The sequence below is a fragment of the Labrys sp. KB_33_2 genome (assembly GCF_052114505.1).
Classification (GTDB): domain Bacteria; phylum Pseudomonadota; class Alphaproteobacteria; order Rhizobiales; family Labraceae; genus Labrys.
The window spans coordinates 1-17,462 of sequence record NZ_JBFREW010000016.1; the positions used below are offsets into that span (position 1 = coordinate 1).

The window sequence follows — 17,462 nt, forward strand, 5'->3', positions numbered from 1 at the left end:
GGTACGGAGATGGTGATGCCTGGCGACAACATCGCCATGGAAGTGAACCTGATCGTGCCGATCGCCATGGAAGAGAAGCTGCGCTTCGCCATCCGTGAAGGCGGTCGTACCGTCGGCGCCGGCGTCGTCGCCGCAATCATCGAATAAGAGCTCATCAACGCGCGTCTTTCGGCGCGCCGTTGAGCGGCGCGCCATTTAATTTTCGGAGTCAGGGCAATGAACGGCCAGAACATCCGCATCCGTCTCAAGGCGTTCGACCATCGTATTCTCGATACGTCGACCCGCGAGATCGTATCGACGGCCAAGCGCACTGGCGCCGCCGTCCGCGGACCGATCCCGCTGCCAACGCGGATCGAAAAATACACGGTGAACCGCTCGCCGCACGTGGACAAGAAATCGCGTGAGCAATTCGAGATGCGCACCCATAAGCGCCTGCTCGACATCGTAGACCCCACCCCGCAGACCGTGGACGCGCTCATGAAGCTCGACCTCGCCGCAGGCGTGGACGTCGAGATCAAGCTCTGATCAGGCTCCTCTAGGCTTAGGAACGAACGCCATGCGTTCTGGTGTCATTGCACAGAAGATCGGCATGAGCCGCGTCTATAACGACGCTGGCGAGCATGTCCCGGTCACGGTTCTCCGTATCGACGATTGCCAGGTCGTCGCTCACAGGACTAACGATAAGAACGGCTATACCGCGCTTCAGCTCGGTGCCGGCCTCGCCAAGGTCAAGAACACGACCAGGGCGCAGCGCGGCCACTTCGCTGTTGCCAACGTGGAGCCCAAGCGTAAGGTCGTCGAATTCCGCGTACCGGAAAGCGACCTGATTCCGGTTGGCGCAACGATCACCGCGGACCACTTCGTCCCCGGCCAGTTCGTCGACGTCACCGGTACTTCGATCGGCAAGGGTTTTGCCGGTTCGATGAAGCGCTGGAACTTTGCCGGCCACCGCGCCAGCCATGGTAACTCGATCACGCATCGTGCCCATGGTTCGACCGGTCAGCGGCAGGATCCGGGCAAGACGTTCGCCGGCAAGAAGATGGCGGGTCACATGGGTGACGAGCGCATCACCACCTTGAACCTCAAGGTCGTGCGCACCGACGTCGAGCGTGGCTTGATCCTGGTCGAGGGTGCCGTTCCCGGCGCCAAGGGCGGCTGGATCCTGGTGCGCGACGCCGTGAAGAAGCAGCTGCCGGAAGCAGCGCCGAAGCCCGGCGCATTCCGCTTGCCTGAAGCTGCAGCCGCAGCTGCTGGCGAGTGAGGAGGAGCCGATGAAACTCGCAATTACCACTCTCGAAGGCTCCGAAGCCGGTTCTGTCACGCTGTCGGACGAGATCTTCGGTCTCGAGCCGCGCACCGACATCCTGCAGCGCGTCGTGCGCTGGCAGCTGGCCAAGCGCCAGGCCGGTACGCACAAGACGCTGGGCCGGTCCGAAATCAACCGGACCAAGAAGAAGCTGTACAAGCAGAAGGGCACCGGTGGTGCTCGTCACGGTGCAGCCTCGGCTCCGCAGTTCCGTGGCGGTGGCCGCGCCTTCGGTCCGGTCGTGCGTTCCCACGCCCACGACCTGCCCAAGAAGGTTCGCGCTCTCGGCCTCAAGCATGCGCTTTCGTCCAAAGCGAAAACGCAGCAGCTGATCATCGTCGACAAGGCCGTCGCCGAAGTGATCAAGACCAAGGCGCTGAAGGACACCTTCGGCAAGCGTGGCTTGGCCAATGTGCTGATCATCGATGGCGCCGAACTCGACCAGAACTTCGCGCTGGCCGCCCGCAACATTCCAAACGTGGATGTGCTGCCGGTTCAGGGCATCAACGTCTACGACATTCTCCGCCGTGACAGCCTCGTGCTGACCAAGGCGGCTGTCGATGCGCTGGAGGCGCGCTTCAAATGAGCACCGATGTCAGGCATTACGACGTGATCGTGTCGCCGGTGATCACCGAGAAGGCGACCGCTCACTCAGAGCATAACCAGGTGGTGTTCCGGGTTTCTCCGGATGCGACCAAGCCGCAGATCAAAGCCGCCGTCGAAAAGCTGTTCAATGTCAAGGTGATGGGCGTCAACACGCTCGTTCGCAAGGGCAAGACCAAGCGTTTCAAGGGCATTCTGGGCACTCAGAGCGATGTCAAGCGTGCGATCGTGACCCTGGCCGAAGGCCACACGATCGACGTGACGACAGGCCTCTGAGGCGCGGGCCGGAAAGGGAGAGAGACCAATGGCTCTCAGGAAATACAAGCCGGTTACGCCGGGCCTGCGCCAGCTCGTGCTGGTCGACCGTTCCGCCCTCTACAAGGGCGCACCGGTCAAGACCTTGACCGAAGGCCTGACCAAGTCGGGTGGCCGCAACAATACGGGCCGCATCACCTCGTTCCGCAAGTCGGGCGGGCACAAGCGCGCCTACCGCATCATCGATTTCAAGCGCCGTAAGCTTGATGTCGAGGGTACGGTCGAGCGGATCGAATATGATCCCAACCGCACGGCCTTCATCGCGCTCATCGACTATACCGATGGCGAGAAGGCCTACATCCTGGCTCCGCAGCGTCTGGCTGTCGGCGACAAGGTGATCGCGGCTGCTTCGGCCGACGTGAAGCCTGGCAATGCCATGCCGATGTCTGCGATGCCGGTTGGCACCATCGTCCACAATGTCGAGCTCAAGCTCGGCCGTGGTGGCTCGGTGGCTCGTTCCGCCGGCAGCTATGCCCAGATCGCCGGCCGCGATGGCGCCTATGTCATCCTGCGCCTGAACTCGGGCGAGCAGCGCCTGGTTCTGTCGAGCTGCTTTGCCACGGTGGGTGCGGTGTCGAACCCGGACCACATGAACATCTCGCTCGGTAAGGCGGGTCGTTCGCGTTGGCTCGGCATCAAGCCGTCCGTCCGCGGCGTTGCCATGAATCCGATCGACCATCCCCATGGTGGCGGCGAAGGCCGTACCTCCGGTGGTCGTCACCCCGTCACGCCTTGGGGCAAGCCGACCAAGGGCAAGAAGACGCGTTCGAACAAGGCGACGAACAAGTTCATCGTCTCGTCCCGTCACGCTAAGAAGAAGTAAGGAGACCACACGTGTCCCGCTCAGTCTGGAAAGGCCCGTTTGTTGACGGGTACCTCCTGAAAAAGGCGGATGCCGCGCGCGGCTCCGGCCGTAGCGAAGTCATCAAGACCTGGAGCCGCCGCTCCACCATTCTGCCGCACTTCATCGGTGTGACTTTTGGCGTCTACAACGGCCAGAAGCATGTTCCGGTTCAGGTGACCGAAGACATGGTTGGCATGAAGCTCGGCGAATTTGCTCCGACCCGGACCTTCTATGGTCACGCGGCGGACAAGAAGTCGAAGAGGAAGTAAACGATGGGCAAGCCGAAGTCCGAACGGGCCCTGCCTGACAACGAGGCGAAGGCGGTTGCGCGCATGCTGCGCGTTTCGCCGCAGAAGCTCAATCTCGTCGCGTCGCTGATCCGCGGCAAGAAGGTGGACTCGGCTCTGGCCGACCTGACCTTCTCGCGCAAGCGTATCGCCACCGACGTGAAGAAGACGCTGCAGAGCGCCATCGCCAATGCCGAGAACAATCATGGCCTCGACGTAGACGATCTGATCGTCTCCGAAGCCTATGTCGGCAAGGCCTTCGTCATCAAGCGTTTCCACGCTCGTGCCCGTGGCCGGGCAGGGCGCATCGAGAAGCCCTTCTCCAACCTGACGGTCGTTGTCCGCCAGGTCGAAGCCAAGGCGTAAGGAGCAAGCGATGGGACAGAAAGTTAATCCGATCGGCCTGCGTCTGGGCATCAACCGGACCTGGGATTCCCGCTGGTTCGCCAACAAGGGCGAATATGGCAAGCTGCTGCACGAAGATATTGCGATCCGTCAGGCGCTGATGAAGCTCCTGAAGCAGGCCGCGGTGTCGCGCATCGTCATCGAGCGTCCGCACCGCAAGTGCCGCGTCACGATCTACTCGGCTCGTCCGGGCATCGTGATCGGCAAGAAGGGCGCTGACATCGACAAGCTGAAGAAGGCCGTGTCGAAGCTCACCACCTCGGAAGTGCACATCAACATCGTTGAAGTGCGCAAGCCGGAAGTGGATGCGACCCTGGTTGCCGACTCCATCGCGCAGCAGCTCGAGCGTCGCGTTGCGTTCCGTCGTGCCATGAAGCGTGCCGTTCAGTCGGCTATGCGTCTGGGCGCCGAGGGCATTCGTATCAATTGCTCGGGCCGTCTGGGTGGCGCCGAAATCGCGCGTCTGGAGTGGTACCGCGAAGGTCGCGTGCCGCTGCATACGCTGCGGGCCGATGTCGATTACGGCACGGCGACGGCGTTCACCACCTTCGGTACGTGCGGCATCAAGGTCTGGATCTTCAAGGGTGAAATCCTCGAGCATGATCCGATGGCCCAGGACAAGCGCCTGGCGGAGGCCGACACCGGCCGTTCGTCTTCGCGCCCCCGTCACGAAGCTGCTTGAGCGGCTGCGGGGATCTGAGAGAATAGAACCATGTTGCAACCCAAGCGCACTAAATTCCGTAAGCAGTTCAAGGGCCGCATTCACGGTGTGGCCTCCTCGGGCGCGCTCCTGAACTTCGGCCAGTTCGGCCTGAAGGCTCTTGAGCCCGAACGTATCACCGCGCGTCAGATCGAAGCCGCTCGTCGTGCGATCACCCGCGAAATGAAGCGTCAGGGTCGCGTGTGGATCCGCATGTTCCCGGACGTGCCGGTTTCGGCGAAGCCGGCTGAGGTGCGCATGGGTAAAGGCAAGGGTGCTCCCGATCATTGGGTCGCCCGCGTCAAGCCGGGTCGCATCATGTTCGAACTGGACGGCGTGAGCGAGGAAATCGCTCGCTCCGCCCTGACGCTCGCTGCCGCCAAGCTGCCGATCAAGACCCGCTTCGTCCAGCGCATCGCCGAGTGAGGAAAACACCATGAAGACCACTGACATCAGGGTGCTGTCCGACGACCAGCTTGCCGATGAACTCGCCAAGCAGAAGAAGTCGCAGTTCAACATGCGCTTCCAGAAGGCCACCGGTCAGCTCGAAAACACGGCAGAAGTGCGCAAAGTCCGTCGCACCATCGCCAAGATCAAGACGGTTCAGAGCCAGAAGGCCGCGACCAAAGCCAAGGCTTGAGGAGATAGTTTATGCCCAAGCGCGTCCTGCAAGGCGTCGTCGTCTCTGACAAGAACGATAAGACGATTGTGGTGAAGGTGGAGCGCCGCTTCACCCATCCGCTGCTGAAGAAGACGGTGCGTCGCACCAAGAATTACCATGCTCATGACGAGGGCAACGGCCACAAGGTCGGTGATATCGTGTGGATCGAAGAAGGTCGCCCGATGTCCAAGCTGAAGCGCTGGGTCGTCGTCGACCAGGCGGCGGAAGCAGCCAAGGCCTGATCGTCAGGCCGGGGAGGGGGGCGTTTTCTGCGCCTTCGCACCACCACGGTGAAAATAAAAGCCGGCGGAAGCCGGCTTTGTGCTTGTGGTTGGACGAAGGAATCGCTAGAAGACCGGCTTTCCTGGAGCGTTGGCGAAAGGGGTGGAGGTCTCCACCGCCTTGGCCGCGCTTTCGTGCTTGTGAAATGATTTGCCGGCCGTGAGGTTGGCGAAGTGGGTTCAAAGCCGAGCAGGTGGAGAACTTCACGGCGGTTGGGTTGCGATCCTGCCGCCAAACCCGAGGTTGGGCCGGGTCCGCCGTGAGCGGATACCAGCCTGCGAAGAATAAGAGGGTACGTCATGATTCAGATGCAATCGAATCTCGACGTCGCGGACAATTCAGGTGCCCGACGCGTGATGTGCATCAAGGTTTTGGGCGGCTCGAAGCGGAAATATGCCTCCGTCGGCGACATCATCGTGGTGTCGATCAAGGAAGCCATTCCGCGCGGGCGCGTCAAGAAGGGTGATGTGATGAAGGCCGTGGTCGTACGTACGGCCAAGGACATCCGTCGTCCCGATGGCTCCGTGATCCGTTTCGACCGCAATGCGGCCGTGCTGATCAACAATCAGAAAGAGCCGATCGGCACCCGCATCTTCGGGCCGGTTCCGCGCGAGCTGCGCGCCAAGAACCACATGAAGATCATCTCTTTGGCCCCGGAGGTGTTGTAACATGGCCGCTAAGATCAAGAAGGGCGACAAGGTCGTCGTCATGACCGGCCGTTCCAAGGGCCGTGTCGGTGAAGTGATCCAGGTTTTCCCGGAAGAGAACCGTGCGATCATCCGCGGCGTGAACGTCGTCCGTCGCCATCAGCGCCAGACTGCGAGCCAGGAAGGCGGCGTGATTTCGAAGGAAGCGCCGATCCACCTGTCGAATGTTGCCATTGCCGATCCCAAGGATGGCAAGCCGACCCGCGTTGGTTTCAAGGTTCTCGATGGCGGCAAGAAGGTTCGTGTCGCCAAGCGTTCGGGAGAGCAGATCGATGGCTAAGTCCCCAGCCGCAGCCGAGACCGCGAATGGCGATGCCTATTCGCCGCGTCTGAAGGCCTATTACAATGATGTGGTTCGTCCTGAGCTGATCAAGCAGTTCGGCTACAAGAACCCGATGGAAGTTCCCACGATCTCCAAGATCGTGCTGAACATGGGCGTGGGCGAAGCCACCGCCGATACCAAGAAGGTCACCGTTGCGGCCGCCGACCTCGCTTTGATCGCGGGTCAGAAGCCGGTGATCACGCGGGCTCGCAAGGCGATCTCGCAGTTCAAGGTGCGTGAGAACATGCCGATCGGCGCGAAGGTGACCCTTCGCAAGACCCGCATGTATGAGTTCTTCGATCGCCTGGTGACGATCGCGCTGCCGCGCGTTCGCGACTTCCGTGGCCTCAACCCGAAGAGCTTCGATGGCCGTGGCAACTATGCCATGGGCTTCAAGGAACACATCGTGTTCCCCGAGATCAACTACGACAAGGTCGATCAGGTTTGGGGTATGGACATCGTCGTCTGCACCACGGCCAAGAGCGATGACGAGGCGCGTGCGCTTCTGAAGTTGATGAACTTCCCCTTCCGGCAGTGAGGCGGTTGATCCGCCCTCAAACGCGGAACGTTGGAGACCTACATGGCTAAGAAAAGTTCGATTGAGAAGAACAAGCGCCGCGAGAAGCTTGCCAAGCAGTACGCTGGCCGTCGCTCCCGCTTGAAGGCCATCGCCAATGATGAATCGTTGTCGATGGAAGAGCGCTTCACCGCTCGTCTGAAGCTCTCGGAATTGCCGCGCAACTCCGCCAAGGAACGCGTGCGCAACCGTTGCGAAGTGACCGGCCGTCCGCGCGCCGTTTACCGTAAGCTGAAGATGTCGCGTATTGCTTTGCGCGAACTCGGTTCCAAGGGGCTGGTTCCCGGCCTCGTGAAGTCGAGCTGGTGAGGAGATATCGTCATGGCGATCAATGATCCTGTCGGCGATATGCTGACCCGTATCCGTAACGCGCAAATGCGCCGCAAGACCAGCGTTTCGACGCCCGGTTCCGGCCAGCGCGCTCGCGTTCTCGATGTGCTGCAGGCGGAAGGCTATATCCGCAACTACACCGTTACCGATTTCGGCAACGGCCGCAGCGAATTCGAGATCGAGTTGAAGTATTATGATGGCGCACCGGTGATCCGTGAGATCGCCCGCGTCTCCAAGCCCGGCCGCCGCGTCTACGTGTCCGTCAAGGACATTCCGCGCGTCGCCAACGGACTGGGCGTGTCCATCGTTTCGACCCCGCGTGGTGTCATGGCCGATCATCAGGCCCGTGAATCCAATGTCGGCGGCGAAGTGATCTGCACCGTATTCTGAGCCGGAGGAGAAATAGTATGTCTCGTATCGGTAAGAAGCCGGTTGCCGTTCCCGCCGGCGTCACCCCCAGCCTGGATGGTCAGACCGTCAAGGCCAAGGGCCCGAAGGGCGAACTCAGCTTCACCGTTCCCGATCTCATCTCGGTTGAGTTCAAGGACGGTGCATTCAAGGTCGACCCGAAGGACGATTCCAAGCTCGCTCGCTCCCAGTGGGGCATGTCCCGCACCATGGTGTCGAACATCCTGGTGGGCGTGACTCAGGGCTTCGAGAAGCGTCTTGAGATCAACGGCGTCGGCTACAAGGCCGCCGTTGCTGGCAAGGTCGTCAAGCTGTCGCTCGGCTATTCGCATGACGTCGACTATCCGATTCCGGAAGGCATCACCGTGGTGACGCCCAAGCCGACGGAAATCGTCGTGTCGGGTATCGACAAGCAGAAGGTCGGCCAGGTCGCGGCTGAGATCCGCGAATATCGCGGCCCCGAGCCCTATAAGGGCAAGGGTGTCAAGTATGCTGGCGAATTCATCTTCCGCAAGGAAGGCAAGAAGAAGTAACGGAGCCAATCAATGGCAAATGCAAGGCAAGCTCTTGAGCGCCGCAAGGCGCGTGTCCGCCGGCAGCTGCGCTCGGTGGCGAACGGACGGCCGCGCCTCTCGGTTTTCCGCTCTTCCAAGCACATCTACGCACAGGTCATCGACGATGCAAACGGCAGCACGCTGGTTTCTGCATCGACGCTTGAAAAGGATCTGCGCGGCAGCTTGAAGACGGGTGCCGACATCGAGGCCGCGAAGGTAATCGGCAAGCTCCTCGGTGAGCGTGCGGTTGCCAAGGGCGTCAAGGACGTCTTTTTCGATCGCGGCGGCTACATCTTCCACGGGCGTGTCAAAGCGCTCGCCGATGCGGCCCGCGAAAGCGGCCTCAACTTCTAAGGAACGGATTCTATGGCTCGTGAACGTGAACGTGATCGTCAGCGCGAAGAGCGCGACAGCGAGTTCGTGGACCGCCTAGTCCACATTAACCGCGTTGCCAAGGTGGTGAAGGGCGGCAAGCGCTTCGGTTTTGCGGCGCTCGTCGTCGTTGGTGACCAGAAGGGCCGCGTCGGCTTCGGCCATGGCAAGGCTCGCGAAGTGCCGGAAGCCATCCGCAAGGCGACCGACCAGGCCAAGCGTGGTTTGGTGCGTGTGTCGCTGCGCGAAGGCCGTACCCTGCATCATGACGTCAATGGTCGTCATGGCGCCGGCAAGGTCATTCTGCGCGCTGCACCGGCCGGTACCGGCATCATCGCCGGCGGCCCGATGCGCGCTGTGTTCGAATCGCTCGGCATGCATGACGTCGTCGCCAAGTCGCTGGGGTCGTCCAACCCCTACAACCTGGTGCGTGCCACTTTCGACGCCCTGAAGCATGAGGACAGCCCGCGTTCGGTCGCAGCTCGTCGCAGCCTCAAGGTGTCGCAGATCCAGAACCGGCGTCAGGGTATCGACGCCGAGTCGACGGACTGATCGGAGAGGGATGAGCGATGGCTAAGACCAAGACCGTTACGGTCGAGCAGATCGGTAGCCCGATCCGCCGCACCTCGGACCAGCGCGCGACCCTCGTCGGCCTGGGCCTTAACAAGATCCGCCGCAAGAGCACGCTGGAAGATACGCCGGCCGTGCGTGGCATGATCGCCAAGCTCGGCCACCTCGTCCGCGTGGTCGAGGCCGAGTAAGGAGACGCGACGATGAAACTCAACGATCTTCGCGACAATGAAGGCGCGACCAAGGCCCGTATGCGCGTCGGACGCGGTATCGGCTCTGGCAAGGGCAAGACCGGCGGCCGTGGCGTCAAGGGTCAGACCTCGCGCACCGGTGTCGCCATCAAGGGCTTCGAAGGTGGTCAGATGCCGCTGCATCGCCGCCTGCCCAAGCGTGGCTTCAACAACATCTTTGCCCTGGACTTCGCCGAGGTGAACCTCGACCGTATCCAGGTCGCCGTCGACGCCGGCAAGCTCGACGCCAAGGCTCCGGTCACCGCCGAGGCTCTGGTGCAGGCTGGCGTGATCCGTCGTGTTCTTGACGGCGTGCGCCTGCTGGGCCGCGGCGAGATCAAGGCCAAGCTCGCCTTCGAAGTCGCCGGTGCGACCAAGGGCGCCGTGGCTGCGGTCGAGAAGGCTGGCGGCTCGGTCAAGGTGCTGAAGGCTGTGGCAAAGGCGGAAGCCTGATCCTATATGAAAGCGGCCCGCCTCGTCTGGCGGGCCGCACCTTTTTTGGCGCGCTTTCGACACGGCGGAGCACCACATGGCATCGGCGGCCGAGCAGCTTGCTGCGAGCATCAATTGGAGTTCGTTCTCCAAGGCTGACGAACTCAAGAAGCGTATCTGGTTTACGCTTGGCGCGTTGGTCATCTACAGGCTGGGTACCTATATCCCGCTGCCCGGAATCAACCCCGATGCCTATAAGTCTGCCTTCGACGGTCAGGCCGGTGGTATTCTCGGCCTCTTCAACATGTTCTCGGGCGGCGCCGTTTCGCGTATGGCGATCTTCGCGCTCGCGATCATGCCCTACATTTCCGCCTCGATCATCATCCAGCTGCTGACCACTGTCGTGCCGCAGCTCGAGGCCCTCAAGAAAGAGGGCGAGGCCGGCCGCAAGATCATGAACCAGTACACGCGCTACCTCACGGTGGTGCTGGCGACGGCGCAGGCCTGGGGCATTGCCATCGGTCTGGAAGGCGGGCAGGGGGGCATCGTGCTCGCGCCCGGGCTGTTCTTCAAGATCTCGACCACCATCACGCTGGTCGGCGGCACCATGTTCCTGCTGTGGCTCGGCGAGCAGATCACCTCGCGCGGCATCGGCAACGGTACGTCCCTGATCATCCAGGCCGGCATCGTCGCCGAGTTCCCGGCTCATCTTGGCCAGATGCTCGATCTGGCGCGCACGGGCGGCATGTCGCCGGTGACGCTGCTGATGTCGATCGTCGTCGCGGTTGCCGTGGTGCTGGCCATCGTGTTCTTCGAGCGGGCACAGCGTCGCCTGCTGATCCAATATCCCAAACGCCAGGTCGGCAATCGTCTCTATGAAGGCCAGTCCTCGCATCTGCCGCTGAAGCTGAATACGTCGGGCGTGATCCCGCCGATCTTCGCTTCGTCGCTGTTGCTGCTGCCGACCACGGCTGCCGCTTTCGTGGCACAGGGCAATCCCAACTCCTGGTTGGCGAATGTCTCGATCTATCTCAATCACGGCAAGCCGCTGTTCATGGTGCTGTACGCACTGCTGATCGTGTTCTTCTGCTTCTTCTATACGGCCATCGTGTTCAACCCGACCGAGACGGCCGACAATCTCAAGAAGCACGGCGGCTTCATTCCCGGCATCCGTCCGGGCGAGAACACCGCCAAGTTCATCGACTATGTGCTCACGCGTATCACCGTGGTCGGCGCGATCTATATTGCGCTGGTCTGCATGGTGCCGGAGATCCAGAATTACCTGGTCCCCTCGATTCCCTTCGTGCTGGGCGGTACCTCGCTGCTCATTACGGTGAGTGTTTCGATGGACACGCTGGCCCAGATTCATGGCCATCTACTTGCCCATCAGTATGAAGGGCTGGTACGCAAGACCAAGCTGAAGGGGAGCCGTCGCTGATGAAGCTCATTCTGCTGGGTCCGCCGGGGGCGGGCAAGGGAACCCAGGCCGTCAGACTGTCGGAAAAGCATGGCATTCCGCAGCTTTCGACGGGTGACATGCTGCGCGCGGCCGTGCAGGCCGGTACGCCGGTTGGGCTTAAGGCCAAGGCCGTCATGGATTCCGGCGGACTGGTGTCGGATGACATCGTCGTCGGCATCGTCGCCGACCGCATCGAGGAGAAGGACGCGGCCAATGGCTTCATCCTCGATGGTTTCCCGCGCACCGTGGCGCAGGCTTCGGCCCTCGACAAGATGTTGGCGGAGAAGGGTTTGCGTCTCGACGCCGTGATCGAGTTCGTGGTCGACGAGTCGGTGCTGCTGTCGCGTATCGAAAAGCGGGCTGCCGAGACGGTCGCTCGCGGCGAGAAGGTACGCCCGGACGACAATGCGGAAGCTTTCAAGACTCGTCTTGAAGCTTATCGTGCCCAGACGGCGCCGCTGTCTGACTATTATCGCAAGAGCGGCGATCTTCGTCCGGTCGATGCGATGAAGTCGATCGACGAGGTCACTCGCGAGATCGACGCTACCCTGTCGGCGGTCTCGGTCTGATTCGCCGTTTCGCATACGCCGTGAGGCGATATGCATGAAGTTTGTCTTTACGAGTTGACGTCTTCGCAGAGAATCTCTAGAAGACGGCTCTCACGTCAAAGACGCGCGGGTCGATCGCTCGGTTAGAGCGAACGGCTCGTTTTTGCGCTGCCGGTTCGCCGGCGATGATTGAACTGATATTCGGCCTCACGCCGGATCAAAGATTTGGAGACCGGAAATTGGCCCGCATCGCTGGTGTCAACATTCCCACCGCCAAGCGCGTCGAGATCGCGCTGCAATATATCCACGGCATTGGCTCCGCCAAGGCCAAGGAGATCGTTGCCAAGGTCGGCATCGCGCCTGAGCGCCGTGTCCACCAGCTGTCGGACCAGGAGGTCCTGCAGATCCGTGAGGCGATCGACCGCGATTACATCGTGGAAGGTGATCTTCGTCGTGACGTCGCGATGAACATCAAGCGTCTGATGGATCTGGGCTGCTATCGCGGTCTGCGTCATCGCCGCAGCCTGCCGGTTCGTGGCCAGCGCACCCATACCAATGCCCGTACCCGCAAGGGCAAGGCAAAGCCGATCGCCGGCAAGAAGAAGTAAGTTTTTATTCAATCCCGAGCGCCTGGTACAACGGGCGCGCTTGAAGGATCCATACTATGGCAAAAGAAGCCGCTGGTCGCGTTCGCCGTCGCGAACGCAAGAATATCGTTTCTGGCGTTGCTCACGTCAATTCGAGCTTCAACAACACCATGATCACCATCACCGACGCCCAAGGCAACACGATTGCCTGGTCCTCCTCGGGAACGATGGGTTTCAAGGGCTCGCGTAAGTCGACCCCCTATGCTGCGCAGATGGCCGCCGAAGATGCCGGCCGTAAGGCCAGCGAGCATGGCATGCGCACGTTGGAAGTTGAAGTTTCTGGTCCGGGTTCGGGTCGTGAATCGGCTCTGCGCGCCTTGCAGGCGTCGGGCTTCACGATCACGTCGATCCGCGACGTGACGCCAATTCCGCATAATGGTTGCCGCCCGCGCAAGCGTCGTCGCGTCTAATTTCGCGATTTGAGATGGCCCGGCCGCTATTCGAGCGTGCCGGGCTTATTGGCCGCACCGAGACCGATTGAAGGGTGTCGTCGTGATTCAGAAGAACTGGCAGGAACTTATCAAGCCCCAAAAGCTCGAAGTGACTCCGGGAGAAGATCCGAAGAGCCAGGCAACTGCCGTTGCCGAGCCGCTGGAGCGTGGCTTTGGCGTGACTTTGGGTAATGCGCTGCGCCGTGTCTTGCTGTCGTCCCTGCAGGGCGCGGCCGTGACCTCGGTGCATATCGATGGCGTGTTGCACGAGTTCTCGTCGATCCCCGGCGTGCGTGAGGACGTGACCGATATCGTCCTCAACATCAAGGAGATCGCCGTCAAGATGGCGGCCGAGGGACCCAAGCGGATCGTGCTGAAGAAGCAGGGTCCGGGGCAGGTCTTCGCTGGCGATATCCAGACCACCGGCGACATCCAGATCCTCAATCCCGAGCACGTGCTGTGCACGCTGGACGAGGGTGCGGAGATCCGCATGGAATTCACCATCAACACCGGCAAGGGCTATGTTGCGGCTGACCGCAATCGCCCTGAAGATGCTCCGATCGGTCTCATCCCGGTCGACAGCCTCTATTCGCCGGTGAAGAAGGTGGCTTTCAAGGTGGAGAACACCCGTGAAGGCCAGATCCTCGACTACGACAAGCTGACGCTGACGGTCGAGACCAACGGTGCGATCACCCCGGAAGACGCGCTCGCCTATGCGGCCCGCATCATCCAGGATCAGCTCGAAGTCTTCGTCAACTTCGAGGAGCCGAAGAAGGAATCCGAGGCCCCGGCCATTCCGGAACTCGCCTTCAACCCGGCACTGCTCAAGAAGGTGGACGAGCTGGAACTGTCGGTCCGTTCGGCAAACTGCCTGAAGAACGACAATATCGTCTATATCGGCGATCTGATCCAGAAGACGGAAGCCGAAATGCTCCGTACGCCGAACTTCGGCCGCAAGTCCTTGAACGAGATCAAGGAAGTGCTGGCTCAGATGGGTCTTCATCTGGGCATGGAAGTGCCCGGCTGGCCGCCGGAAAACATCGAAGAGCTCGCCAAGCGCTTCGAAGAACATTATTGATCTGGCGCATCGCGCTGCCAAACTTGAAGGAACAGGGCAATGCGTCACGGCAAGGCTCACCGCAAATTCAATCGTACCGCCGAACACCGCAAGGCGATGTTCGAGAACATGGCCGCCTCGCTCATCAAGCATGAGCAGATCGTCACCACGCTTCCCAAGGCCAAGGACCTGCGTCCGATCGTCGAGAAGCTGGTCACGCTCGGCAAGCGTGGTGACCTGCATGCCCGCCGCCAGGCCATTGCGACGCTTCAGGACGAGACCATCGTCAAGAAGCTCTTCGACGTGCTGGCGACCCGCTACAAGGACCGTCAGGGTGGCTACACCCGCGTGCTGAAGGCTGGCTTCCGCCATGGCGATTCCGCGCCGATCGGCGTGATCGAGTTCGTCGATCGTGACGTCTCGGCAAAGGGCCAGGACTCCGGCCCGGTTGCCAATGAGCAGGCCGAAGCAGCCTGATCTTTCGATCCAGGATCCAAGATTTGAAGGGCGGTGCGCAAGCACCGCCCTTTTTCGTTTTGAAACGCCGTGGAAATCTAGCGTCAGACCTGTGATCTGCGGCGACAATCACCACATTTGCACCATTGGCTTTGCGCATGATCTGGTTCAGAAGGATCTGCGAAACCGATCAAACTGTCCCACTCGGAGTTCATCCATGCGTCGACTGTCCTATGCCGCATTCGTGCTCTTAGCCGGCCTCGTGCCGGCGCAGGCTCAGGAAAGCGTAGTTCCCGAAAGCGCGGCGCAGGTGAAGCTGTCCTTTGCTCCAGTGGTCAAGAGCGTGACTGCCGCGGTGGTCAACGTCTATGCCCAGCATGTCGAGAAGGCGCAGGCCAATCCGATGTTCAACGATCCCTTCTTCCGCCAGTTCTTCGGCGGCGGAGCGGCGCCGCGCGAGCGGGTGGAGCGCTCGCTCGGCTCGGGCGTGATCGTCGCCAAGGATGGCATGATCGTCACCAATTACCACGTGATCGCCAATGCCACGCAAGTCCGTGTCGCCCTGTCCGACAAGCGGGAATTCGATGCCGATATCATTCTCAAGGACCAGCGCGCCGACCTTGCCGTGCTCCGCCTCAAGGGCGTGAAGGCTGATCTCGCCACGCTTGATTTCGCCGATTCCGACAAGGTGCAGGTGGGGGATCTGGTTCTGGCCGTCGGTGACCCCTTTGGTGTCGGGCAGACGGTGACCTCCGGCATCGTCTCGGCGCTGGCGCGCAGCCAGGTCGGCCAGTCCGACTTTCAATCCTTCATTCAGACGGACGCAGCCATCAATCCGGGCAATTCCGGCGGCGCTTTGGTCGATCTCAACGGCAGGCTGGTCGGCATCAACACCGCGATCGTCTCGCGTTCGGGCGGTAATATCGGTATCGGCTTTGCGATTCCCGCTGCCATGGTCAAGGTGGTGGTTGCTTCGGCCCAGGCCGGTTCCGATCGGGTCCTGCGCCCTTGGATCGGCGCCAGCATGCAGAACGTTTCGTCCGAGATCGCCGAGTCGCTGTCGATGGAACGGCCGGCTGGTGCCCTGGTGACCGAGGTCGCCAAGAACGGGCCGGCGGCTGCAGGCGGGCTACAGACGGGTGATGTGGTACTGGCCGTCGACGGGGTGGCGGTCTCCGACCCCGACGAATTCGGCTATCGCTTCGCCACCAAGCCCCTGGGGGGGGAAGCCCAGCTCGAGGTGTTGCGCAAGGGCGAGCGCCTGAAGGTTTCGGTCAAGCTTGCGGCCGCCCCCGAGAGCACGCCGCGCGACGAGACGGTGCTGCAGGGACGCTCGCCGCTCAGCGGTGCCACGGTCGCCAATCTCTCGCCCGCCACAGCCGAAACCCTCGGCATGCCGCTCGATACCAATGGCGTGGTGATCACCAATGTCGAAGACGATAGCGCCGCTGCCAATTTCGGCTTTCAGAAGAAGGACGTGATCCAGGTCATCAACGGCCAGAAGGTCGATGATGCCAAGGCATTGGACGCCTTGGTGCAGGAACCGCGCCGGCTGTGGCGCATCACCATCGTCAGGGATGGCCAGCAAATTTCGACGATCCTGGGGGGATGATGTCGGATCTGTTTTCCGCTGCGGGTCTGGAGAAGGAGGCGCCACGGCCGCTCGCCGACAGGATGCGCCCCAAGCACCTCTCAGAAGTAGCCGGGCAGGATCATCTCGTCGGTCCCGAGGGAGCGCTGACGCGGCTGCTGGCGTCGGGCTCTGTCGGCAGCCTGATCTTCTGGGGCCCGCCCGGTACCGGCAAGACCACGGTGGCGCGCCTGCTGGCCGGTGAAACGGATCTCGCCTTCGAGCAGATTTCGGCGATCTTCACCGGGGTCGCCGATCTGAAGAAGGTGTTCGAGGCGGCGCGCTCGCGGCGCATGATGGGGCGCGGCACACTACTTTTCGTCGACGAGATCCATCGCTTCAACCGGGCGCAGCAGGATGGCTTTCTGCCGGTGATGGAAGACGGCACCGTGACGCTGATCGGCGCGACCACGGAGAATCCGTCTTTCGAGCTCAACGCGGCCTTGTTGTCACGCGCCCGCGTCATGGTGTTCAATGCACTGGACGACATGGCGATCCTGCGTCTTCTCGATCATGCCGAGGAAGTCGAGGGCAGGAAGCTGCCTGTTGACGATGAGGCGAGGGCGGCGCTGGTGCGCATGGCCGATGGCGATGGCCGCGCCAGCCTGACCCTGGCCGAGGAGGCCTGGCGTGCGGCAAAGCCCGGTGAGGTCTTCACCGCGGCCAAGCTGCAGCAGGTGCTGCAGCGCCGTGCGCCGATCTACGACAAGTCGGCCGACGGGCATTACAACCTGATCTCGGCCTTGCACAAATCGGTGCGCGGCTCCGATCCCGACGCAGCGCTCTATTATCTCGCCCGGATGTTCGACGCCGGCGAGGATCCGCTGTTCATCGCGCGGCGGGTGGTGCGCATGGCGGTGGAGGATATCGGCCTCGCCGATCCGCAGGCCCTGGTGGTCGCCAACGCTGCCAAGGACGCCTATGACTTCCTCGGCAGCCCGGAGGGAGAACTCGCCATCGCGCAGGCGGTGATCTATGTGGCGACGGCGCCGAAATCGAACGCGGCCTACAATGCCTACAAGGCGGCCATGCGCCTCGCCAAGGAGGCGGGATCGCTGATGCCGCCCAAGATCATCCTCAACGCGCCGACCAAGCTGATGCAGGCCGAAAGCTACGGCCAAGGCTATCGCTACGATCACGACGAGCCGGACGGCTTCTCCGGCCAGAACTACTTCCCGGATGCCCTTGGCCGGCGACAGTTCTACGAACCGGTGGAGCGCGGCTTCGAGCGCGAGATCCGCAAGCGTCTGGACTATTGGGACAAGATCCGGCGCGAGCGCGGCGAGGGGTAGGCAGGGAGGAAGCCTTTCCGCGAGCGTCAGCTTTGCG

Annotated in this window: 29 protein-coding genes and 1 pseudogene; all 30 read left to right on the forward strand. The window is 61.7% G+C overall.

The features are described 5' to 3' along the window. A pseudogene (gene tuf / locus AB4037_RS25565) lies at positions 1 to 147 on the forward strand (elongation factor Tu); the annotation flags it as partial. Between the two features lie 69 nt (positions 148 to 216). Continuing rightward, the gene (rpsJ, locus tag AB4037_RS25570; RefSeq protein WP_068292049.1) at positions 217 to 525 is read left to right on the forward strand and encodes a 30S ribosomal protein S10; all 309 of its coding nucleotides are present in this window, start codon (positions 217 to 219) and stop codon (positions 523 to 525) included. A gap of 31 nt (positions 526 to 556) precedes the next feature. After that, a complete protein-coding gene (rplC, locus tag AB4037_RS25575) occupies positions 557 to 1,261 on the forward strand; it encodes a 50S ribosomal protein L3 (protein WP_434956970.1) in 705 nt (234 codons plus the stop codon). Between the two features lie 10 nt (positions 1,262 to 1,271). Further along, the gene (gene rplD, locus AB4037_RS25580; RefSeq protein WP_149254710.1) at positions 1,272 to 1,892 is read left to right on the forward strand and encodes a 50S ribosomal protein L4; all 621 of its coding nucleotides are present in this window, start codon (positions 1,272 to 1,274) and stop codon (positions 1,890 to 1,892) included. Further along, positions 1,889 to 2,185, forward strand: coding sequence for a 50S ribosomal protein L23 (locus AB4037_RS25585; protein ID WP_434956969.1), 297 nt, complete (start codon positions 1,889 to 1,891; stop codon positions 2,183 to 2,185). Before rplD ends, AB4037_RS25585 begins: the two co-directional genes overlap by 4 nt. A 28-nt stretch (positions 2,186 to 2,213) precedes the next feature. Further along, the gene (gene rplB / locus AB4037_RS25590) at positions 2,214 to 3,047 is read left to right on the forward strand and encodes a 50S ribosomal protein L2 (RefSeq protein WP_149254712.1); all 834 of its coding nucleotides are present in this window, start codon (positions 2,214 to 2,216) and stop codon (positions 3,045 to 3,047) included. Between the two features lie 11 nt (positions 3,048 to 3,058). Further along, positions 3,059 to 3,337, forward strand: coding sequence for a 30S ribosomal protein S19 (gene rpsS / locus AB4037_RS25595; RefSeq protein ID WP_068292063.1), 279 nt, complete (start codon positions 3,059 to 3,061; stop codon positions 3,335 to 3,337). 3 nt (positions 3,338 to 3,340) lie between these two features. Next, on the forward strand, positions 3,341 to 3,721 hold the full coding sequence (gene rplV / locus AB4037_RS25600) for a 50S ribosomal protein L22 (protein ID WP_068292065.1): 381 nt from the start codon (positions 3,341 to 3,343) through the stop codon (positions 3,719 to 3,721). A gap of 10 nt (positions 3,722 to 3,731) precedes the next feature. Continuing rightward, complete coding sequence (gene rpsC, locus AB4037_RS25605; RefSeq protein WP_149254713.1) at positions 3,732 to 4,442, forward strand: 30S ribosomal protein S3; 711 nt, start codon at positions 3,732 to 3,734, stop codon at positions 4,440 to 4,442. A gap of 30 nt (positions 4,443 to 4,472) precedes the next feature. After that, positions 4,473 to 4,886, forward strand: a complete 414-nt coding sequence (gene rplP / locus AB4037_RS25610; RefSeq protein ID WP_149254714.1) for a 50S ribosomal protein L16 — start codon at positions 4,473 to 4,475, stop codon at positions 4,884 to 4,886. Between the two features lie 10 nt (positions 4,887 to 4,896). Beyond that, positions 4,897 to 5,100 (forward strand): 50S ribosomal protein L29, encoded by a 204-nt coding sequence (gene rpmC, locus AB4037_RS25615; protein ID WP_149254715.1) that lies wholly within the window; start codon positions 4,897 to 4,899, stop codon positions 5,098 to 5,100. 11 nt (positions 5,101 to 5,111) lie between these two features. Further along, on the forward strand, positions 5,112 to 5,363 hold the full coding sequence (gene rpsQ, locus AB4037_RS25620) for a 30S ribosomal protein S17 (RefSeq protein WP_149254716.1): 252 nt from the start codon (positions 5,112 to 5,114) through the stop codon (positions 5,361 to 5,363). 339 nt (positions 5,364 to 5,702) lie between these two features. Further along, positions 5,703 to 6,071, forward strand: coding sequence for a 50S ribosomal protein L14 (gene rplN / locus AB4037_RS25625; protein WP_149254717.1), 369 nt, complete (start codon positions 5,703 to 5,705; stop codon positions 6,069 to 6,071). A 1-nt stretch (position 6,072) separates the two neighbouring features. After that, positions 6,073 to 6,390, forward strand: coding sequence for a 50S ribosomal protein L24 (gene rplX / locus AB4037_RS25630; protein ID WP_149254718.1), 318 nt, complete (start codon positions 6,073 to 6,075; stop codon positions 6,388 to 6,390). Beyond that, a complete protein-coding gene (gene rplE, locus AB4037_RS25635) occupies positions 6,383 to 6,970 on the forward strand; it encodes a 50S ribosomal protein L5 (protein WP_149254719.1) in 588 nt (195 codons plus the stop codon). Before rplX ends, rplE begins: the two co-directional genes overlap by 8 nt. 42 nt (positions 6,971 to 7,012) lie before the next feature. Continuing rightward, positions 7,013 to 7,318, forward strand: a complete 306-nt coding sequence (rpsN, locus tag AB4037_RS25640) for a 30S ribosomal protein S14 (protein WP_068292095.1) — start codon at positions 7,013 to 7,015, stop codon at positions 7,316 to 7,318. Positions 7,319 to 7,330: 12 nt separating this feature from the next. Continuing rightward, positions 7,331 to 7,729, forward strand: a complete 399-nt coding sequence (gene rpsH, locus AB4037_RS25645; RefSeq protein ID WP_068292097.1) for a 30S ribosomal protein S8 — start codon at positions 7,331 to 7,333, stop codon at positions 7,727 to 7,729. A gap of 17 nt (positions 7,730 to 7,746) precedes the next feature. Then, positions 7,747 to 8,280: a 50S ribosomal protein L6 gene (rplF, locus tag AB4037_RS25650; protein ID WP_434956968.1), complete on the forward strand. Its 534-nt coding sequence runs from the start codon at positions 7,747 to 7,749 to the stop codon at positions 8,278 to 8,280. A 12-nt stretch (positions 8,281 to 8,292) separates the two neighbouring features. Next, on the forward strand, positions 8,293 to 8,655 hold the full coding sequence (gene rplR, locus AB4037_RS25655) for a 50S ribosomal protein L18 (protein WP_434956967.1): 363 nt from the start codon (positions 8,293 to 8,295) through the stop codon (positions 8,653 to 8,655). 12 nt (positions 8,656 to 8,667) lie between these two features. Next, positions 8,668 to 9,225, forward strand: a complete 558-nt coding sequence (gene rpsE, locus AB4037_RS25660) for a 30S ribosomal protein S5 (RefSeq protein ID WP_434956966.1) — start codon at positions 8,668 to 8,670, stop codon at positions 9,223 to 9,225. Between the two features lie 17 nt (positions 9,226 to 9,242). Then, the gene (rpmD, locus tag AB4037_RS25665) at positions 9,243 to 9,434 is read left to right on the forward strand and encodes a 50S ribosomal protein L30 (protein ID WP_068292106.1); all 192 of its coding nucleotides are present in this window, start codon (positions 9,243 to 9,245) and stop codon (positions 9,432 to 9,434) included. 12 nt (positions 9,435 to 9,446) lie between these two features. Further along, positions 9,447 to 9,926, forward strand: coding sequence for a 50S ribosomal protein L15 (gene rplO, locus AB4037_RS25670; protein WP_434956965.1), 480 nt, complete (start codon positions 9,447 to 9,449; stop codon positions 9,924 to 9,926). A 76-nt stretch (positions 9,927 to 10,002) separates the two neighbouring features. Beyond that, on the forward strand, positions 10,003 to 11,343 hold the full coding sequence (gene secY / locus AB4037_RS25675; RefSeq protein ID WP_434956964.1) for a preprotein translocase subunit SecY: 1,341 nt from the start codon (positions 10,003 to 10,005) through the stop codon (positions 11,341 to 11,343). After that, entirely contained in the window at positions 11,343 to 11,933 is a 591-nt protein-coding gene (locus AB4037_RS25680; RefSeq protein ID WP_434956963.1) for an adenylate kinase, read from the forward strand. Before secY ends, AB4037_RS25680 begins: the two co-directional genes overlap by 1 nt. 218 nt (positions 11,934 to 12,151) lie before the next feature. Then, complete coding sequence (gene rpsM, locus AB4037_RS25685) at positions 12,152 to 12,520, forward strand: 30S ribosomal protein S13 (protein ID WP_434956962.1); 369 nt, start codon at positions 12,152 to 12,154, stop codon at positions 12,518 to 12,520. Between the two features lie 56 nt (positions 12,521 to 12,576). Next, the gene (gene rpsK, locus AB4037_RS25690) at positions 12,577 to 12,969 is read left to right on the forward strand and encodes a 30S ribosomal protein S11 (protein WP_068292125.1); all 393 of its coding nucleotides are present in this window, start codon (positions 12,577 to 12,579) and stop codon (positions 12,967 to 12,969) included. Between the two features lie 67 nt (positions 12,970 to 13,036). Next, the gene (locus tag AB4037_RS25695) at positions 13,037 to 14,068 is read left to right on the forward strand and encodes a DNA-directed RNA polymerase subunit alpha (RefSeq protein WP_434956961.1); all 1,032 of its coding nucleotides are present in this window, start codon (positions 13,037 to 13,039) and stop codon (positions 14,066 to 14,068) included. Positions 14,069 to 14,107: 39 nt separating this feature from the next. Further along, the gene (gene rplQ, locus AB4037_RS25700; RefSeq protein WP_434956960.1) at positions 14,108 to 14,524 is read left to right on the forward strand and encodes a 50S ribosomal protein L17; all 417 of its coding nucleotides are present in this window, start codon (positions 14,108 to 14,110) and stop codon (positions 14,522 to 14,524) included. Between the two features lie 196 nt (positions 14,525 to 14,720). Next, positions 14,721 to 16,115 (forward strand): Do family serine endopeptidase, encoded by a 1,395-nt coding sequence (locus AB4037_RS25705; RefSeq protein WP_441773415.1) that lies wholly within the window; start codon positions 14,721 to 14,723, stop codon positions 16,113 to 16,115. Next, entirely contained in the window at positions 16,115 to 17,425 is a 1,311-nt protein-coding gene (locus AB4037_RS25710) for a replication-associated recombination protein A (RefSeq protein ID WP_434959655.1), read from the forward strand. The genes AB4037_RS25705 and AB4037_RS25710 overlap by 1 nt, the downstream gene beginning before the upstream one ends. The last annotated feature ends 37 nt before the right edge of the window (positions 17,426 to 17,462 follow it).

Coding starts and splice junctions, on each gene's coding strand:
- rpsJ (WP_068292049.1), top strand. CDS start 217: ATGAACGGCCAGAACATCCGCATCCGTCTCAAGGCGTTCGACCATCGT.
- rplC (WP_434956970.1), top strand. CDS start 557: ATGCGTTCTGGTGTCATTGCACAGAAGATCGGCATGAGCCGCGTCTAT.
- rplD (WP_149254710.1), top strand. CDS start 1,272: ATGAAACTCGCAATTACCACTCTCGAAGGCTCCGAAGCCGGTTCTGTC.
- AB4037_RS25585 (WP_434956969.1), top strand. CDS start 1,889: ATGAGCACCGATGTCAGGCATTACGACGTGATCGTGTCGCCGGTGATC.
- rplB (WP_149254712.1), top strand. CDS start 2,214: ATGGCTCTCAGGAAATACAAGCCGGTTACGCCGGGCCTGCGCCAGCTC.
- rplV (WP_068292065.1), top strand. CDS start 3,341: ATGGGCAAGCCGAAGTCCGAACGGGCCCTGCCTGACAACGAGGCGAAG.
- rpsC (WP_149254713.1), top strand. CDS start 3,732: ATGGGACAGAAAGTTAATCCGATCGGCCTGCGTCTGGGCATCAACCGG.
- rplP (WP_149254714.1), top strand. CDS start 4,473: ATGTTGCAACCCAAGCGCACTAAATTCCGTAAGCAGTTCAAGGGCCGC.
- rpmC (WP_149254715.1), top strand. CDS start 4,897: ATGAAGACCACTGACATCAGGGTGCTGTCCGACGACCAGCTTGCCGAT.
- rpsQ (WP_149254716.1), top strand. CDS start 5,112: ATGCCCAAGCGCGTCCTGCAAGGCGTCGTCGTCTCTGACAAGAACGAT.
- rplN (WP_149254717.1), top strand. CDS start 5,703: ATGATTCAGATGCAATCGAATCTCGACGTCGCGGACAATTCAGGTGCC.
- rplX (WP_149254718.1), top strand. CDS start 6,073: ATGGCCGCTAAGATCAAGAAGGGCGACAAGGTCGTCGTCATGACCGGC.
- rplE (WP_149254719.1), top strand. CDS start 6,383: ATGGCTAAGTCCCCAGCCGCAGCCGAGACCGCGAATGGCGATGCCTAT.
- rpsN (WP_068292095.1), top strand. CDS start 7,013: ATGGCTAAGAAAAGTTCGATTGAGAAGAACAAGCGCCGCGAGAAGCTT.
- rpsH (WP_068292097.1), top strand. CDS start 7,331: ATGGCGATCAATGATCCTGTCGGCGATATGCTGACCCGTATCCGTAAC.
- rplF (WP_434956968.1), top strand. CDS start 7,747: ATGTCTCGTATCGGTAAGAAGCCGGTTGCCGTTCCCGCCGGCGTCACC.
- rplR (WP_434956967.1), top strand. CDS start 8,293: ATGGCAAATGCAAGGCAAGCTCTTGAGCGCCGCAAGGCGCGTGTCCGC.
- rpsE (WP_434956966.1), top strand. CDS start 8,668: ATGGCTCGTGAACGTGAACGTGATCGTCAGCGCGAAGAGCGCGACAGC.
- rpmD (WP_068292106.1), top strand. CDS start 9,243: ATGGCTAAGACCAAGACCGTTACGGTCGAGCAGATCGGTAGCCCGATC.
- rplO (WP_434956965.1), top strand. CDS start 9,447: ATGAAACTCAACGATCTTCGCGACAATGAAGGCGCGACCAAGGCCCGT.
- secY (WP_434956964.1), top strand. CDS start 10,003: ATGGCATCGGCGGCCGAGCAGCTTGCTGCGAGCATCAATTGGAGTTCG.
- AB4037_RS25680 (WP_434956963.1), top strand. CDS start 11,343: ATGAAGCTCATTCTGCTGGGTCCGCCGGGGGCGGGCAAGGGAACCCAG.
- rpsK (WP_068292125.1), top strand. CDS start 12,577: ATGGCAAAAGAAGCCGCTGGTCGCGTTCGCCGTCGCGAACGCAAGAAT.
- rplQ (WP_434956960.1), top strand. CDS start 14,108: ATGCGTCACGGCAAGGCTCACCGCAAATTCAATCGTACCGCCGAACAC.
- AB4037_RS25705 (WP_441773415.1), top strand. CDS start 14,721: ATGCGTCGACTGTCCTATGCCGCATTCGTGCTCTTAGCCGGCCTCGTG.
- AB4037_RS25710 (WP_434959655.1), top strand. CDS start 16,115: ATGTCGGATCTGTTTTCCGCTGCGGGTCTGGAGAAGGAGGCGCCACGG.